Genomic DNA, 15,904 nt, shown 5'->3' with positions numbered 1-15,904 from the left:
GCGCAGTGGTCAGCGCTTCGCGGCTTTCGCGAACGCCGCGGCCAGTGCGTTGTTGGCGGCCGGCGCTTCCTTGGCTTTCGCCATCGCGCGCGGGTCGGGGCGGGCGTTCCGCGGGTCGCGGCCACCGCCCGCCGGCTTCTTCACCGCTTCGTCGCTCAGCCGCATCGACAGCGCGATGCGTTTGCGCGCCAGATCCACCTCGATCACCTTCACCTTCACGATGTCGCCGGCCTTCACCACTTCGGCCGGATCCTTCACGAAGCGGTTGGACAGCGCCGACACATGGACCAGGCCGTCCTGGTGCACGCCGATGTCGACGAAGGCGCCGAAGTTGGTGACATTGGTCACCACGCCTTCAAGCTGCATGCCCGGCTCCAGATCCTTCAGGTCTTCCACGCCGTCGCGGAAGCTGGCGGTCCTGAACTCCGGTCGCGGGTCGCGGCCCGGCTTTTCCAGTTCGCGCAGGATGTCCTGCACCGTGGGCAGGCCGAAGCGCTCGTCGGTGTATTTCTGCGCCGACAGCTTCTTCACCGTGGCGGCGTCGCCGATCAGTTCGCGCGCCTTTTTCTGCACATCCGCCAGGATGCGCTCGACCACCGGATAGGCTTCCGGGTGCACCGCCGAAGCGTCCAGCGGGTTGTCGCCATTCATGATGCGCAGGAAGCCGGCGCACTGTTCGAAGGTCTTGTCGCCGAGGCGGGGCACCGACAGCAGCGCCTTGCGCGACGGGAAGGCGCCGTGCGCGTCGCGGTGGGCGACGATGTTCTGCGCCAGCGTCGTGTTCAGGCCCGAGATGCGCGCCAGCAGCGGGGCGGACGCGGTATTCACGTCCACGCCGACCGCGTTCACACAGTCCTCGACCACCGCGTCGAGCGAACGCGCAAGCTTGGTCTGGCTCACGTCGTGCTGGTACTGGCCGACGCCGATGGCCTTGGGGTCGATCTTCACCAGTTCGGCCAGCGGGTCCTGCAGCCGCCGGGCGATGGACACCGCGCCGCGCAGGCTCACGTCCAGCCCCGGGAATTCCTTGGCCGCCAGTTCCGACGCCGAATACACCGAAGCACCGGCTTCCGACACCACGATCTTGGTCATCGCCAGTTCCGGCTTCAGCTTCATCAGATCGGCGGCCAGCTTGTCGGTTTCGCGGCTGGCGGTGCCGTTGCCGATGGCGATCAGCTGCACGCCGTGCTTCTGCGCGAGTGCGGCCAGCGTGTGCAGCGCGCCGTCCCAGTCGCGGCGCGGCTCGTGCGGGTAGATGGTGGCGGTATCCACCAGCTTGCCGGTGGCGTCCACCACCGCCACCTTCACGCCGGTGCGGATGCCCGGGTCCAGGCCCATGGTGGCGCGCGGGCCGGCCGGGGCTGCCAGCAGCAGGTCCTTCAGGTTCTTGGCGAACACGCGGATCGCCTCCAGTTCGGCGCGGCTGCGCAGCTCGCCCATCAGGTCCAGCTCGATGTGCACCGACAGTTTCACGTTCCAGGTCCAGCGCGCGGTATCGACCAGCCAGCGGTCGGCCGGCCGGCCCTGATCGCGGATGCCGGCGTGCGCCATGATGCGCCGTTCGCACGGGTTGGGCTCGGGCGAGCGGCTGCCGTCTTCCGGGTCGCTGTCCAGCGCCAGCTTCACCCGCAGCGCCTCTTCGTTGCGGCCGCGGAACAGCGCCAGCGCGCGGTGCGACGGAATGTCGGCCAGCTTCTCCCGGTAGGCGAAGTAGTCGCGGAACTTGGCCGCTTCGGCATCGCTGTCCTTGCCCTCGGCCACCACCGACACCACCACGCCGTGTTCGGTCACGTAGTCGCGCAGCGCGCCGACCAGTTCGGCGCTTTCGGCGAAGCGTTCCATCAGGATCTGGCGCGCGCCGTCGAGTACCGCCTTGGCGTCGGCGAAACCGGCTTCGGCGTTCAGGAACCTGGCCGCTTCGGTTTCCGGAGAAAGCGTCGGGTCGGCCAGCAGCGCGTCGGCCAGCGGCTCGATGCCCGCTTCGCGCGCGATCTGCGCCTTGGTGCGGCGCTTCTGCTTGTACGGCAGGTACAGATCTTCCAGCCGCTGCTTGCTGTCCGCGTTCTCGATCTCGGCGCGCAGCTGCGGCGTGAGCTTGCCCTGTTCGTCGATGCTGGCGATCACCGCGACGCGGCGCTCTTCCAGTTCGCGCATGTAGCCGAGCCGCTCTTCCAGCAGGCGCAGCTGGGTGTCGTCCAGGCCGCCGGTGGCTTCCTTGCGGTAGCGCGAGATGAAGGGCACGGTGGCGCCCTCGTCCAGCAGGGCGACGGCGGCGTTGATCTGTTGCGGGCGTGCGCCCAGTTCGGCGGCGAGCCGCTGTTCGATCGGAGGGAGCATGTGAAGCAGGCTGGATGGACTACGGGAGGCGCGAACCATACCCACGCGGGACGCATGCCGCAAGCCGGTACAATCTGGCGCGTCCATCACTGCGTGCGCCGGCCGGTCCGGACGGCGCCGACTTCGCGTCCTTCCCATGCTGTCCGACATGAACGCGCCTCAGCGCGAGGCGGTGAAATACCTCGACGGCCCGCTGCTGGTGCTGGCCGGCGCCGGCTCGGGCAAGACGCGCGTGATCACGCGCAAGATCGCCTATCTGGTGCAGGAGTGCGGCTTCGACCCGCGCAATATCGCGGCCATCACCTTCACCAACAAGGCGGCGAAGGAAATGCAGGAGCGCGCGTCCCACCTGCTGGAAGGGCGCGCCGGCCGCCAGCTCAACATATCGACCTTCCATTCGCTGGGCGTGAAGATGCTGCGCGCCGAAGCGGCAGCGGCCGGGCTCAAGCAGGGCTTTTCCATCCTCGACGCCTCGGACGCGATGAGCATCGTGTCCGACATTTCGAAGGAAACCGAAAAGGCGCGGCTGCGCGCGCTGGTGTCGCGCATCTCGAACTGGAAGAACGCGCTGCTTACGCCGGCCGCGGCGGCCTCGCAGCTGAACGACGAACTGGACGTGCAGGCCGCCCGCGTGTTCGAGGAATACGAGCGCACGCTGCGCGCCTATCAGGCGGTCGATTTCGATGATCTGATCGGCATTCCGGCCCGGCTGCTGGCAACCGACGAGGACCTGCTGAAGCGCTGGCAGGGCCGGCTGCGCTACCTGCTGATCGACGAGTACCAGGACACCAACAGCTGCCAGTACCAGATCGTGAAGCTGCTGGCCGGCCATCGCGGCGCCTTCACCGCGGTGGGCGATGACGATCAGGCCATCTACGCCTGGCGCGGCGCCGACGTCGAGAACCTGCGCAATCTGCAGCGCGACTATCCGAAGCTGAACGTGATCAAGCTGGAGCAGAACTACCGTTCGATGCAGCGCATCCTGACCGCGGCCAACACGCTGATCGCGCGCAACGAAAAGCTGTTCGACAAGAAGCTGTGGTCGGACATGGGGCGCGGCGACCCGATCACGCTGTTCGTCGCGCGCGACGCGGAGCACGAGGCGGAAAGCGTGGCCATGCGCATCGCCTCGCACAAGTTCGAACACCGCGGCAAGTTCAGCGACTACGCGGTGCTGTACCGCGGCAACCATCAGGCGCGGGTGATCGAAACCGCGCTGCGCGAACAGAAGATTCCCTACGTGATCAGCGGCGGCCAGAGCTTCTTCGACCGTGCCGAAATCAAGGACGTGATGGCCTATCTGCGTCTGGTCGCCAATGGCGACGACGACCCGGCCTTCATCCGCGCGGTCACCACGCCCAAGCGCGGCATCGGCGGCACCAGTCTGGAAGCGCTCGGCCGCTACGCGGGCGAACGCCACATCGGGCTGTTCGCGGCGATGTTCGAAACCGGCGCCGAGCATGCGCTGCCGGCACGCGCGCTGAATCCCCTGCGCGAATTCGGCGAATTCATCAACCGGCTGGAGTGGCGCGCCCGTACCGAGTCGCCGCGCGTGCTGCTCGAAGATCTGCTCCGCGGCATCGGCTACGAAACCTGGCTGTTCGAACAGTTCGAGCCGAAGGAGGCGGAAACCCGCTGGAACAACGTGCGCGAATTCGTCGACTGGATGGGCCGCAAGGGCGAGGAGGATGGCAAGACGCTGAACGAGCTCACCCAGACCGTCGCGCTGATCACCATGCTGGACAAGCGCGACGACGGCGAGGAGCGCGACGCGGTACAGCTGTCCACGCTGCACGCGTCAAAGGGGCTGGAATACAGGCACGTCTATCTGATCGGGCTGGAGGAGGGCATCCTGCCGCACCGCGAATCGATCGACGGCGGCAAGATCGAGGAAGAGCGCCGGCTCATGTATGTCGGCATCACCCGCGCCCAGCGCACGCTCACGCTGAGCCACTGCGAACGGCGCCGCAGCGGCCGCGAACTGCGCGACTGCGAACCGTCGCGCTTCATCGCGGAAATGGGCGAGGACATCCAGCGCCCGAAGAAGGATGGCGCCGCGCCCACTGCCGAAGACCGGGCTGCCCGGGTTGCCCAGCTCGAAGCGATGAAGGCGCGGCTGGCGGGCAAGGTGCTGCCCGGCAGCTGAACGCCGGGCGTGGACGAAAAAAAGCCCGCCATCGGCGGGCTTTTTTCTGCCGGCTACGAACCGGCCTGCTGCTTACTTCGCGGCTTCGGCCGGAGCGGCTTCCGCTTCCAGCTTCGGTTCCGGGAAGTTCGCGCCGCCCTTGTTCGCCATGAACACCACGGTGCGCTTGATCTCTTCTTCGCTCAGCGAAGCGTTGCCACCCTTGGCCGGCATCGCGCCCTTGCCATTCACCGCCGAATGCACCAGCGCGTCCAGGCCGGTGGCGATGCGGCTGCCCCAGGCGCCGGCGTCGCCCAGCTTCGGCGCACCGGCCATGCCGGCATCGTGACAGGCGGCACAGGCGCCCTTGTAGATCTGTTCGCCGGTCTTCGGGCCCTTGGTTTCCGGCTCGCCCAGCGTCAGCTGCGCCACCGGCTGGATCGCCTTGGCCACCGTTTCCGGATCCGGGTTGCTGGCGCCCTTGTAGCCGGACGACACGTACTGGGCCACGGTCACGCCGAGGCCGACAAACACGACAAATGACAGAACGACGACCGCGATCAGCTGCTGCGGCGTCTTGATGAGGGTTTCGTGCTCTTCGTGCGCGTCCGACATGGTGCTTTCCTCTGAATGACCTGTATGGGTTGGAAAAACAGAACGCGCCATTATAGCGGCTGCCGCGCGGCCTGTACCCCCTGATGACGCCCCCGCCGCCGGTGCGCATGGACGCGCGACCGCAAAGCCGCTATCCTTCGCGCCCTGCGGGGCGTTTCACCGCGCTCCCATGCGCCCGTAGCTCAGCTGGATAGAGTACTGCCCTCCGAAGGCAGGGGTCGTGCGTTCGAATCGCGCCGGGCGCGCCAGTCATTCAACGGGTCAGTCTTCGCGGACTGGCCCGTTTTCATTTCCGGGCTGCCGGGATGCGCCGGTCAGCGCGCGGCGGCGATCGGGCCGTCGTCCGGCAGGGCGGGCCTGTTCAGCTGCACCGCGAGCCACTGCGTGGCAGCCGCGGCCTCCAGCGGGCGCGACCACAGATAGCCCTGGCCCTTGTTGCAGTCCAGCGTGGCCAGCAGGGCGGCCTGACCTTCGGTTTCGATGCCTTCCGCGGTGGTGCTCATGCCGAGGCTGCGCGCGACCCGCACGGTGGCTTCGATCAGTACCCGCTTGTGCAGATTGCTTTCGGCGTCGGCCACGAAGGAGCGGTCGATCTTGACCACATCGATCGGCAGCTGGCCCAGGCAGGCCAGCGACGAGTAGCCGGTGCCGAAGTCGTCCAGCGCCAGCGTCACGCCCAGCGCCTTCAGTTCGAGCAGGCGGTCCCGCATGTCGTCGCCCTGGGCCGCCATGCTTTCGGTTACCTCCAGCTGCAGCGCGCGCGCGGGCAGCCGGCTCAGATTCAGCGCGCGCCTGACCTGGCGCACTATGGCTGTGTCCTGCAGTTGGGCACGCGACAGGTTCACCGACACCATCTTCGGCGCATCGGCGCCGAAGCGCCGCTTCCATGCGGCGAGCTGCCAGCACGCGGATTCCAGCACGAACTCCCCGAGCGGGCCGATCAGCCCGCATTCCTCGGCGATCTCGACGAACTCGACCGGCGATACCACGCCCCGCTTCGGATGCTGCCAGCGCACCAGCGCCTCGAAGCCGGCGATGCGGCCGTCCGCGATGTCCACGATGGGCTGATACACCACGAACAGTTCGCGCTGATCCAGCGCCTGCCGCAGTTCCAGTTCCAGCGCGCCGCGCCGGGTTGCGCGGTCCTTGATCGACGGGGTGAACAGCATGTGGCGACCGCCGCCGGAGCGCTTGGCTTCCTGCATCGCGAGGCTGGCGTCCTGCAGGACCGCATTGGCGTCGGTCGCCGCATGGGCCCGGGTGACCACGCCGACGCTGGCGGAAATGTGTACATCGACGCCTTCGATCAGATAGGGCCGCGACAGCGTGTCGATCAGCCGCTGCGCGATGCCATGCACGTCCTCGCTGGCCCGCAGTCCGTCGAGCAGCACGACGAATTCGTCACCGCCCAGACGCGCGGTGGTGTTCAGCGGCTCCTGCACCGCGCCCACCGCGTCGCGCTGGCGTACGGTGCCGTTCAGGCGCTCGGCCACCATGCGCAGCAGCCGGTCGCCGCCCTGCTGTCCGAGCGTCAGATTGACCCGGCTGAAGCGGTCGCAGTTGATGAACAGCACCGCGAAGTTGTGCAGCGCGTTGTTCTCCGACCGCGCGAGCGCCTGCTGTATACGTTCCAGCACCGCCGAACGGTTGGGCATCATGGTCAGGCTGTCGGTGCGCGACGCGTCGCGCATGCGGGAGGCGAGCCGCTGCTGTTCCAGCTCGACTTCATGGGTCACGTCGTTGACGCAGCCCATCATGGTGTGGGTGTCCAGCCGCAGCAGGCTGAGGCCGAGCACCCGGCGGCTGCCGGTGGGCGCGAGCACCGGGATGCGCAGCCCTTCGCATACGAGCGATCCCGGATCGACCGCCGCGTCGGCCAGCGAGCGCAGGTCCGGTGCCACTTCGCTCAGCACCTCGAACAGATTGTCCAGATTGCCCTGCTGCGCGAGCGGCATCAGCAGCTGCGCGGAGCGCGGATTGAGCATGGTGACCGTTCCGTCCGGCCGTATCTGCAGCAGGCCGATCGGCGCCTGATACAGGAACTGGATCAGCGCCTCGTAGGCCGGCGCCTGAAGACTGTCCTGGTCGGTTTCGTTGCTCATCGTGCGATCGCCGGATGGGATTCGGGCTGCCAGCGCTCGACCCGGTTGCGACCGCCGGCCTTGGCGGCGTAGAGCGCCTCATCCGCACGCTGCATCAGCGCGTCGATGTTCGCCACGTCCTCGTCCATCGTCGCGATGCCGGCGCTGACCGTGTACCGGATGGCCTGGTCGCCGACCTCCACCGACTGGCCGGCGATCAGCTGGCAGAAGCGTCGGGCGACTGCCTCCGCGCCCTCCAGCGTGGTGTCCGGCAGCAGCACGACGAATTCCTCGCCGCCGAGACGCGCGAGCACGTCCATCGCACGGAAGGTGGCGCTCATGCCGGCGGCCAGATGGCGCAGCACCGCATCGCCAGCGGCATGGCCGTACTGGTCGTTGATGCGCTTGAAGTGGTCGGCGTCGATCATCACCAGCGACATCGGTCGCGGGAAGCGTGCCCAGCGCTGCATTTCCAGTTCGGCCGCCTCGAAGAAGGCGCGCCGGTTGTACAGCCCGGTCAGGTGATCGCAGGACACGGCCTTCAGCAGCGCTTCAGCCGCTTCGCGCCGGTCCGACACGTCGCGGATGATGAGGCTGTAGGCGTGCTCGTCCTGTGTGCTGCATTCGTCGCGGTCGTGCAGCGGCGCAATCAGGCAGCTGCCCCAGTAGCGGCTGCCGTCGGCGCGCATGCACCAGCCTTCGTCCAGGCTCCAGCCGGTACGGTCCGCCTCGTGCAGCCGGTCCAGTACCCGCTGTTCGGAGATCGCGTCTCCCGGATAGAACATCGACAGGCTGCGGCCCGATACCTGCTCGGCAGAAAAGCCGGTGATGCGTTCGATGCTCGGGTTCCAGTCCTGGATGCAGCCACGCGGGTCGAGCGACACCAGCGCGTAGTCGGTAAGACCGATGGCCAGCGTGTTGATCCAGGCCTGGCTCTGGCGCAGCTCGCGATCCCGGCGCACCGACTGGGTGACGTCCGAAATCACCGCCATCAGGCGTTCCGCATCGAGCTTGAGCAGGGTCAGCGACAGCACCTGGCTCTGTCTGCGGCCGGCGTGCCCGCTCGCGATCGGCACCTGCAGCGCATCGCAGACCGTGCCGTGGCCGTCGGGAAAGTCCTGCACCCGCTGGCGCAGATCCGGCATGACGGCTTCGAGCGCGACAAAAAGATTGGACAGCTGACCGTCCGGGGACAGCGGCATCAGCAATTGCGCGCAGAGCGGATTGACCATCGTGATCTCTCCGTCTGCAAGGGTCTGTACCAGGCCGATCGGGGCCATGTACATGAACTGCAGCAGCGCTTCGTATTCCTCTTCTACCGGTGCGCTCATTGATGCTCCGCTTCAGGTCTGCCGTTGAACCAGCACATAGCGCAGGGCGCGGTCGGGGGCGGCGAGCAGTCTGAGCTTCACCTTGACCGGCCGCATGCGGAGCGTGAGCACGTAGTCGATGGTGTCGTCGAGTGCGCTGCCCTGCTCCTGGGCGTCCTCGAAGCGCTGCGCGACCATGAAGTTGTTCATGCAGGGGGCGACCACGGTGAACAGCGCGTAACCGATCACCCGGTCTTTCGACAGCCCTGCTGCGGCCGATTCAAAGCGGTTGTAGCGTTTGACGTTCGTGCCGGCATCGATGCCGATCACGCCGAAATCGAGCCTGTCCAGGTCTTCATCACTGGCGCTTTCCAGAAATTCAAGCATCCGGGCTTCGGAGAATGCGACGGTCTGTTCCGTGTTCATGGTGCTCCTTGATTCGCTATCCAGGGCTGTCCCGCCTCGCGACGTTGCGGGTCGGGACCTGAGCGGTCGGTAAACCGGAGGGACGTTCCGTTATCGGACAGGCCGCGTTCAACTTGAGCCGTCTGCACCGGACCGCCTTGCAGTACAGGTGCAGCGCTGCGCCGGTGCGCGAAAGGATTTCTGACGTTGCGCCCTTACGCCGGCGGAAAGATCGGCCAGTCGCGCAGCTTGCCCCGGTCGTCGGTCGGCAGCTGCGGCCCGAATGACCATGCGCGTGGACATTCGGGTGCGGACAGGCGTTCCTTTGTCCAGGCTTCGAGCGCGGGCAGCAGTGCAGCGGTGTCGACGCCCGTCCGGGGCACGACGAAGGCCTTGAGCCGCTCGCCTTCCGACGCCGCCATGCGGCGGACGGCGCAGTCCTCTACCCCGGGATGCGCCAGGATGACCGTCCGCACCCGGCCCGGAAACACATTCACGCCGCCCACCTGTACTGCCTCGTCGCGCCGGCCGCACACGGTGAAACGCCCGTCCGGCAGCCACTCGAGCACGTCCTGAAGGTCCGCCGGCTGCACGTCGCCTTCGGCCGCGGCCCGCACCGGTGGCGCTGCGCCGTCGGTCCGCTGCCAGTGGGGCATCAGCGTGTAGGACGCACCTGCGCGGTCACGCCAGCCCACGCCTGCGGTTTCCGAACTGCCGTAGATCTGCAGCAGCCGGCTCAGGCCACGCTCGACCAGTGCGTCGGCCAGCGGGTCCGGGCAGGGGGCGGTGGACGTGACGCCGACCACATCGGCCGGCAACGCGCTGCAGAAGCGGTCCACCAGCGCCCAGTGGGCCGGATGACTGACCAGCAGGTCGCCGGGTTCGAGCTGCGCCTGCAGTGCCTGCGGTGGCCGCCGCCTCACGTCCAGCACGGCGTCCGCGCCCAGCCGGGGCGGCAGCAGCACGCCGAAGATGAAACCGTAGATGTGATGCACCGGCACCGCGACCAGCACCCGCCGGCGCGGGCCGATGCAGGCGGCGAGGCCGTCCGCCTCGGTTTCCAGCGCGGCGAGTGCGTGGCGGCAGCGCTTGGGCGATCCGGTGCTGCCGGAGGTGCGGAAGGTCAGATGGGTGCCGGCCTCCGCCAGGCCCCGGCCGGCCAGTGCGCACCACTGGCCGAACTGCTCTGCCGCAGGCAGGTCGTCGAGCACGGTCGATGCGTGAAGATCGAGCATTTCCGCGATCGCCGCGGCCACGGTATAGCGTTCGAGCGAATCGAGACCGAGGCCGTGCGCACCGAGTGCGGTGTCGTCCGGCCAGAGCGGCGGAGGCAGCGGCGTGGCGCCCGGCCTCAGGCGGCCGACCTCGTCGAGCACCAGGTCGTTCAGCACCCGGCGCAGCGCGGCGCCGCATGCATGCCAGGGCGCGTTCATCGGCCGGACTCCGATGCGCCGGGCACCGCGTCGTCGCGCAGCGCCCGCACCAGACCGGCCAGATCCTGGTCCAGTGCGCGATCTTCCTCGACCAGCGGAATGTGCGCTTCCAGCCACGCCTGGCTGTCCGCCAGCCCGGGCGGCAGCGTGCCGGGCGCAAGGCGCAGGCGCAGGGTGACCGCCTGCCGCGCGGCGATCAGCATGGCGGCCAGCACCTGATCGCCCAGATCCAGCACCCGCTGGCAATCGCGGGCGGCGATCGTCCCCATGCTCACCTTGTCCTGGTTGTGGCATTCGGTCGAGCGCGAGAACACCGAGGCGGGCAGCGTGCCCTTCAGCGCCTCGGCGGTCCATGCCGACACCGCGATCTGCAGCGCCTTCAGGCCGTGATTGACCGCGGCGCGGGGACCGTCTGCGGCGCTCAGGTTGTCCGGCAGTCCATGGCTGTAGCGGCTGTCGACCAGCAGCGCGAGTTGCCTGTCCAGCAGGTCAAGCACGTTCGCTACCGCGGTCTTCAGTCCGTCCATCGCGAAGGCGACGTGACCGCCGTAGAAATGGCCGCCGTGCAGTACCCGGCCCGAATCCGGGTCGATAAGCGGATTGTCGTTGGCGCTGTTCAGCTCGTTCTCGATCAGGGTGCGGGTGAAGGGCAGCGCGTCCTCCAGTACGCCGATCACGTGCGGTGCACAGCGCAGCGAATAGCGGTCCTGCAGCCGGGCCGGATTGCGGGCCGTGCTGTCCTCGCACGCGAGGTCGCGGCGCAGTCGTCGCGCTACCGCGCGCGGACCCGGGTGTGGCTTGGCGTCGAACAGCTGCGCCTCGAAGTGGTGAGGGTTGCCCGCGGTTGCGAACACGTTCAGCGCAGTGATGCGGCTCGCGATCAGGCTGCAGCGCCGGGCGCGCTGCCAGGCCAGGCAGGCGAGTCCGGTCATGACCGCGGTGCCGTTCATGACCGCCAGCCCTTCCTTGGGCTGCAGTGCGAGCGGTGCGCGTCCGACCGCCCGCAGCGCGTCGGCGGCCGCCATGCGGCGCCCCCGCCAGATCACGTCGCGTTCGCCGCACAGCGCTGCGGCGACGTAGGAGAGCGGGGTCAGGTCGCCGCTGGCGCCGACCGATCCTTCCGCCGGAATGCAGGGCAGGATGTCATGGTCGATCAGCGCCGCGATCTGTTCCAGCAGCGCGTAGCGCACGCCGGACATTCCCTGGCAGAGCGACGCCAGGCGTGCCGCCAGCACCGCGCGCGTTTCGTCCGCATCGAGCAGGCGTCCCATGCCCACGCCGTGATAGGTGTAGAGGCGGTGCGGCAGTTCGGCCACCAGTTCCGGCGGTATCGCCACGGTGCAGGAATCGCCGTAGCCGGTGGTCACGCCGTAGATCACGCCCTCTTCGGCGAGCAGGCGCCACACGGCCTGCGCGCCGGCGTTGATGCGGTGGCGGAAGGCCTCCGCGTCCGACAGCCGGATGCGCCGCCGTCCGGACGCGATGGCGGCCACCGCCTCCAGGTCCAGCGGCTGGCCGTCGAAAAGTACGCGCCCGGTATCCGGTGTGGCGTCAGTCAGGTTCATGTTCAGGTGCATGCGTGAGCGAAGGAGAGGGATGCGCGGCGGACGCGATCCGGCGCAAGCGAAGACAAGCGGCCGGCGCGCCGGTTTCAAGCCGTGCCGGAATAGTGCCTTGCCCGGCGCTTCAGCGGGCAAAGCGCCGCGTCCGGTGGCGGGCTGTCTGCGCACCTGGCGCATCCGGGGCGCTATCATCTGCGGCCGGCGGGTGCTGTACGGGCGCATCCATCCGGTCCGGCCGCATCCTGCGCCTTCAACCGATACCGATCCATCCGTCTCATGCCGCATCCCTACTCCGCTCTGCCCGATTCCGCGTTCTGGTCGCGTACCGTCGGCGCGGGCGGCTTCGACATGAATTCGGTGCCCGCGGTGACCGATGGGTTCGTGATTCACCCCGAGGACAAGGTCGTTTCGGCGGGCAGCTGTTTTGCCCAGCATCTGGCCCGCCTGCTGCCCACCCGCGGCTTCCGCTATCTGGTGACCGAAACCGGCCCTGAAGAGCGGCTGTTCGGCGTCTATCCGGCGCGCTTCGGCAATGTCTATACGGTGCGCCAGCTGCGGCAGCTGTTCGAACGCGCCTACGGACTGTTCGAGCCGAAGGATGAGGCCTGGCGCTGGGGCGAGGTGTGGGTCGACCCATTCCGGCCCAATGTCGAGCCGGCAGGCTTCGCCACGAGGGAGGCCTTGCTGGCTGACCGCGTGTCGCATCTGGCCGCTGTGCGGCGCATGTTCGAACAGTGCGATGTATTCGTGTTTACGCTGGGCATGACCGAAGCCTGGGTGTCCGACGCGGATGGCGCCGTATTCCCGCTGGCGCCCGGCGTGCATGGCGAGCCGGAGGACGGCGCAACCTGCCATTTCCACAATTTTTCGGTGCCGGAAATGGTGGATGACCTGCAATGCTTCGTGCATCGCCTGCGTCTGCTGAACCCATCGGTCAAGCTGGTGCTGAGCGTGTCGCCGGTATCGATCGCGGCGACCTACGAGCCGCGCCATGTGCTGGTGTCCAACAGCTACACCAAGGCGGCATTGCGCGTGGTGGCGGACATGGCGGTCCGCGGCGACGCCCGCGCGAGTTACTTTCCTTCCTACGAATGTGCCGCCGGTCACCACACCGCCGGGCGCTACTTCCAGCCGGACATGCGACACATCACCCCCGAGGGCGTGCACGACGTGGTGGAGTACTTCACCCGGCTCTACCTGACCGCGGATTCGCCCGGCGAGACGTCCGTGCTGGATACGCCGCCTGCACAGACCACCCGGTCGGAGCGTGACCAGTGGTACGCGGTGTGGTGCGACGAAGAGCTGCTGGCTGCGCCATGAGGTTCGGCATCGTCGGCAACTGCCAGTCGCGTGGCCTGCGCGACTGTCTCGAAGTGCTCGCCCCCGACCATCTGTTCGAACTGATCACGATCGAGCCGCTGGACGGCGGCGGCGAAGCGACGCTGATGGCCGTGACCGCGCTGGCGAACGAGGTCGATGTGCTGTTCGCGCATCAGCCGGAGTATGCGGTGGTCAGTGCCGAGCCCCAGCAGGCCCTGCGGCACGCCCTTTCACAGGTGCGTCCGCAGTCGATGATCGCGGTGCCCACTGTCGTGTTTGGCGGCTTTCAGCCGGACTGCTGCGTGCTCAGGTGCAATGGTCGCTACATCGAGACGGTGGCCTCCCTCTGTCATTCGGCCATCATTGCCGGCGCCTACCTCAGCGGGCTGCCCGCCGAGCGGGTGCCGGCACTGTTCAATCGTTTCGTCTATGCCGGCCTGGGCTATGTCAGCGATTTCGTGCAGCACGGACACGCCCTGGTGGACAGTTTTTCGCACCTGGGTTTTGACGCCCGCCCCATCCTTGCTGCCGGCCGCACCTTCATGCACACGCCGAATCATCCGGCCGTGGCCGCCCTGTTCGAACTGGCGAAGCAGATGCTGGCACGGGTGAATATCGAACCCCGGGACGTGCCGCCGCCGGAGGACTGGCTGATGCAGTGCTCCCTGCAGTGGCCGGTCTATCCGGGCCTGCCCGGTTACCCGTTCGGCGAGCAGGAGGCCGTGACGCCGGGCGGCGCGCTGCAGCTGGTTCTTGGAGAGCGGGTGATTCCATGGGCGGAACTGATCGAAAGCAGCTACGCCTGCTATGCCGCGCATCAGCTCGAAAATGCCGACTGGTTCGCGCCGCCTGTCGAACGTGCGATGCGCTTCCTGCGCGAGCACGTCCGCCCGTGATGGGCGCCCGCTGCGCGCCACACGCCTCTTCCGATTACAGGATGCATAGAGCATGAACATCTATCACGCCGATATCCAGATCGCCGCCGCCCGGCATCTGGGATGGATGCCGGACAGCATTGTCGTGACCGACGACGACATCACGGTATCCGGCTGGGCGCTGTCGATCTGGGATGACCCGGCGCAGCTGCGCTTCCTGATCAACGGTGCCGACTTCGATCAGGTCGACCGCGCACGGGCATCGACAGACCTGCTGACGCCGTTTGCCCACATCCCGCACGCATCGACCTCGCGCTTCTTCTGCCGGCATCTTCGGGCCGGCCGGCCGGAGCTGTTCGCCGACGGCTTCATCCGTCTGAACGTGACCGGCCCGTTCGGCGAGCACCGTCTGTCCTATCGGACGGCCTGGTATCTGGCCGACCCCGCGCGCGAACCCGCCATGCCCTCGCCCGAGCAGATCGAGCGCGTCATCGGCGCCGGCAATCTGCAGGCATTCCGTCTGGGCGGCGCCACCATCGCCAAGCATGTCGAGCAACTGCTGCCGGAGCGCTTCGACCGTCCGCTCGCTTCGTTCGAATCCATCCTCGACTGGGGCTGCGGTGCGGGCAGGCTGAGTCGCTATCTGTCGCAGCTTTCGCCTGCGGTGACCGGCATCGACATCGATGCCGACAACGTGGCCGCCTGCGCCCGGACGCTGCCCGGCGCCCGCTTCGTCCACATCGACCTGATGCCGCCCACACCTTTTGCCGACGGGGCATTCGATCTGGTGATCGGGCTGTCGGTGCTCACTCATCTCGACGAACCGGTGCAGGACGCCTGGCTGGAAGAGCTGCGACGCATCACGCGTCCGGACGCCCTGCTGCTGCTGTCGGTGCAGGGGCTGACGCAGATGGCCTTCTACGGCACCCCGCCCGAACTGAATCTCGAAGCACATCGACGCGGCATTCTTGACGTGGGTGTGAACAACCAGCTGCAGGCGGTGCTCGACGACGCCGAGTACTACCGCAACGTCATGCATTCGCCGGACTACATCATGAGCCGGTGGGCACGCTGGTTCGACGTGCTCGACATCCTCCCGGCCACCGCCTGCATGCAGGATCTCGTACTGCTCAGGCGACGCGCCGACTGAAGGGAGCGCCCATGCATCCGACCGCGATGGACAACGGCCGCCGTTTCTTCACCACCTATCTCGATGCGAGCGCACCGGCGCTGATACTCGACATCGGTTCGCAGGACATCAACGGCTCGCTGCGGCAGGCGGCGCCGACCGGCGCGCGCTATGTGGGGCTGGATTTCGCGCAAGGTCGCGGCGTCGATCGGGTGCTGGACGACCCCTATCAGCTGCCGTTCGAGGACGGCGTGGCGGACGCGGTGGTGAGCAGTTCGTGTTTCGAACACGTGGACATGTTCTGGCTCACGTTCAACGAAATCCTGCGCGTGCTCAGACCCGGCGGCCTGTTCTACCTGAACGCGCCGTCGAACGGCGCCTTCCACCGCTATCCGGTTGATTGCTGGCGCTTCTATCCGGACGCGGGTGACGCGCTGGTGCGCTGGGGCGTGCGCTCGGGCTTCCGGCCGGCGCTGCTGGAGTCCTTCACCACCTATCAGCATCTCGACATCTGGAACGACTTCGTCGCCGTGTTCGTCAAGGACGCCGCGTACGCGGCGCTTCATCCCCGGCGCATGCTGGATGGCATCGAGCGCTACATGAACGGCCGCCGATACGGCGTCGAGGGCCTCCTGAATCCGCAGGCGGACACCGAGGACCGCATCCGTCTGCAGGCGCTCAGCGGCCGCGTCGGACCGCAGCCGTAGGGCCG

The 15,904-nt window shown here is 67.7% G+C and carries 12 protein-coding genes and 1 tRNA gene; 6 read left to right on the top strand and 7 right to left on the bottom strand.

All coding sequences use genetic code 11. The features are described 5' to 3' along the window. Nucleotides 1-9 precede the first annotated feature (9 nt). Nucleotides 10-2,337 (bottom strand): Tex family protein, encoded by a 2,328-nt coding sequence (locus tag METUNV1_RS14695; RefSeq protein ID WP_008063129.1) that lies wholly within the window; start codon nt 2,335-2,337, stop codon nt 10-12. 136 nt (nt 2,338-2,473) lie between these two features. Here METUNV1_RS14695 and METUNV1_RS14690 point away from each other — a divergent pair, with 136 nt between their 5' ends. After that, nucleotides 2,474-4,483, top strand: coding sequence for a UvrD-helicase domain-containing protein (locus METUNV1_RS14690; protein WP_008063128.1), 2,010 nt, complete (start codon nt 2,474-2,476; stop codon nt 4,481-4,483). Between the two features lie 72 nt (nt 4,484-4,555). Here the strand turns inward: METUNV1_RS14690 and METUNV1_RS14685 are convergent, their stop codons facing one another. Beyond that, nucleotides 4,556-5,077, bottom strand: coding sequence for a c-type cytochrome (locus METUNV1_RS14685; protein ID WP_008063122.1), 522 nt, complete (start codon nt 5,075-5,077; stop codon nt 4,556-4,558). 171 nt (nt 5,078-5,248) lie between these two features. On the opposite strand from METUNV1_RS14685, the gene METUNV1_RS14680 reads away from it, so the two are divergent. Next, nucleotides 5,249-5,325, top strand: a tRNA-Arg gene (locus METUNV1_RS14680). Between the two features lie 66 nt (nt 5,326-5,391). Here METUNV1_RS14680 and METUNV1_RS14675 read toward each other — a convergent pair. The 5 genes from METUNV1_RS14675 to METUNV1_RS14655 all read right to left on the bottom strand — a co-directional run bounded on the left by METUNV1_RS14675 (nt 5,392) and on the right by METUNV1_RS14655 (nt 11,871). Next, nucleotides 5,392-7,179 (bottom strand): putative bifunctional diguanylate cyclase/phosphodiesterase, encoded by a 1,788-nt coding sequence (locus METUNV1_RS14675; RefSeq protein ID WP_008063121.1) that lies wholly within the window; start codon nt 7,177-7,179, stop codon nt 5,392-5,394. Then, nucleotides 7,176-8,489 (bottom strand): sensor domain-containing diguanylate cyclase, encoded by a 1,314-nt coding sequence (locus METUNV1_RS14670; protein WP_008063120.1) that lies wholly within the window; start codon nt 8,487-8,489, stop codon nt 7,176-7,178. The genes METUNV1_RS14675 and METUNV1_RS14670 overlap by 4 nt, the downstream gene beginning before the upstream one ends. Before the next feature lie 12 nt (nt 8,490-8,501). Then, nucleotides 8,502-8,894 carry a hypothetical protein gene (locus METUNV1_RS14665; protein WP_008063119.1) on the bottom strand — a complete coding sequence of 131 codons (393 nt, stop codon included), beginning with the start codon at nt 8,892-8,894 and terminating at the stop codon, nt 8,502-8,504. Between the two features lie 194 nt (nt 8,895-9,088). Beyond that, complete coding sequence (locus METUNV1_RS14660; protein WP_008063118.1) at nt 9,089-10,306, bottom strand: AMP-binding protein; 1,218 nt, start codon at nt 10,304-10,306, stop codon at nt 9,089-9,091. After that, nucleotides 10,303-11,871 (bottom strand): HAL/PAL/TAL family ammonia-lyase, encoded by a 1,569-nt coding sequence (locus tag METUNV1_RS14655; protein WP_043360027.1) that lies wholly within the window; start codon nt 11,869-11,871, stop codon nt 10,303-10,305. Before METUNV1_RS14655 ends, METUNV1_RS14660 begins: the two co-directional genes overlap by 4 nt. 273 nt (nt 11,872-12,144) lie before the next feature. Here METUNV1_RS14655 and METUNV1_RS14650 point away from each other — a divergent pair, with 273 nt between their 5' ends. Genes METUNV1_RS14650 through METUNV1_RS14635 form a run of 4 tightly spaced genes read left to right on the top strand, consistent with a single transcriptional unit; the run spans nt 12,145 to nt 15,899 of the window. Then, nucleotides 12,145-13,188 carry a GSCFA domain-containing protein gene (locus METUNV1_RS14650; RefSeq protein WP_008063116.1) on the top strand — a complete coding sequence of 348 codons (1,044 nt, stop codon included), beginning with the start codon at nt 12,145-12,147 and terminating at the stop codon, nt 13,186-13,188. Further along, the gene (locus METUNV1_RS14645; RefSeq protein ID WP_008063115.1) at nt 13,185-14,084 is read left to right on the top strand and encodes a WcbI family polysaccharide biosynthesis putative acetyltransferase; all 900 of its coding nucleotides are present in this window, start codon (nt 13,185-13,187) and stop codon (nt 14,082-14,084) included. The genes METUNV1_RS14650 and METUNV1_RS14645 overlap by 4 nt, the downstream gene beginning before the upstream one ends. A gap of 52 nt (nt 14,085-14,136) precedes the next feature. Next, nucleotides 14,137-15,213 carry a class I SAM-dependent methyltransferase gene (locus METUNV1_RS14640; RefSeq protein ID WP_008063114.1) on the top strand — a complete coding sequence of 359 codons (1,077 nt, stop codon included), beginning with the start codon at nt 14,137-14,139 and terminating at the stop codon, nt 15,211-15,213. Nucleotides 15,214-15,224: 11 nt separating this feature from the next. Beyond that, nucleotides 15,225-15,899: a methyltransferase domain-containing protein gene (locus METUNV1_RS14635; protein WP_008063113.1), complete on the top strand. Its 675-nt coding sequence runs from the start codon at nt 15,225-15,227 to the stop codon at nt 15,897-15,899. Nucleotides 15,900-15,904 lie beyond the last annotated feature (5 nt).

Source organism: Methyloversatilis universalis FAM5 (assembly GCF_000214035.2).
GTDB lineage: Bacteria > Pseudomonadota > Gammaproteobacteria > Burkholderiales > Rhodocyclaceae > Methyloversatilis > Methyloversatilis universalis.
Note: the sequence above shows the minus strand (reverse complement) of the source record. Positions and strands in the feature narration are given on the sequence as shown.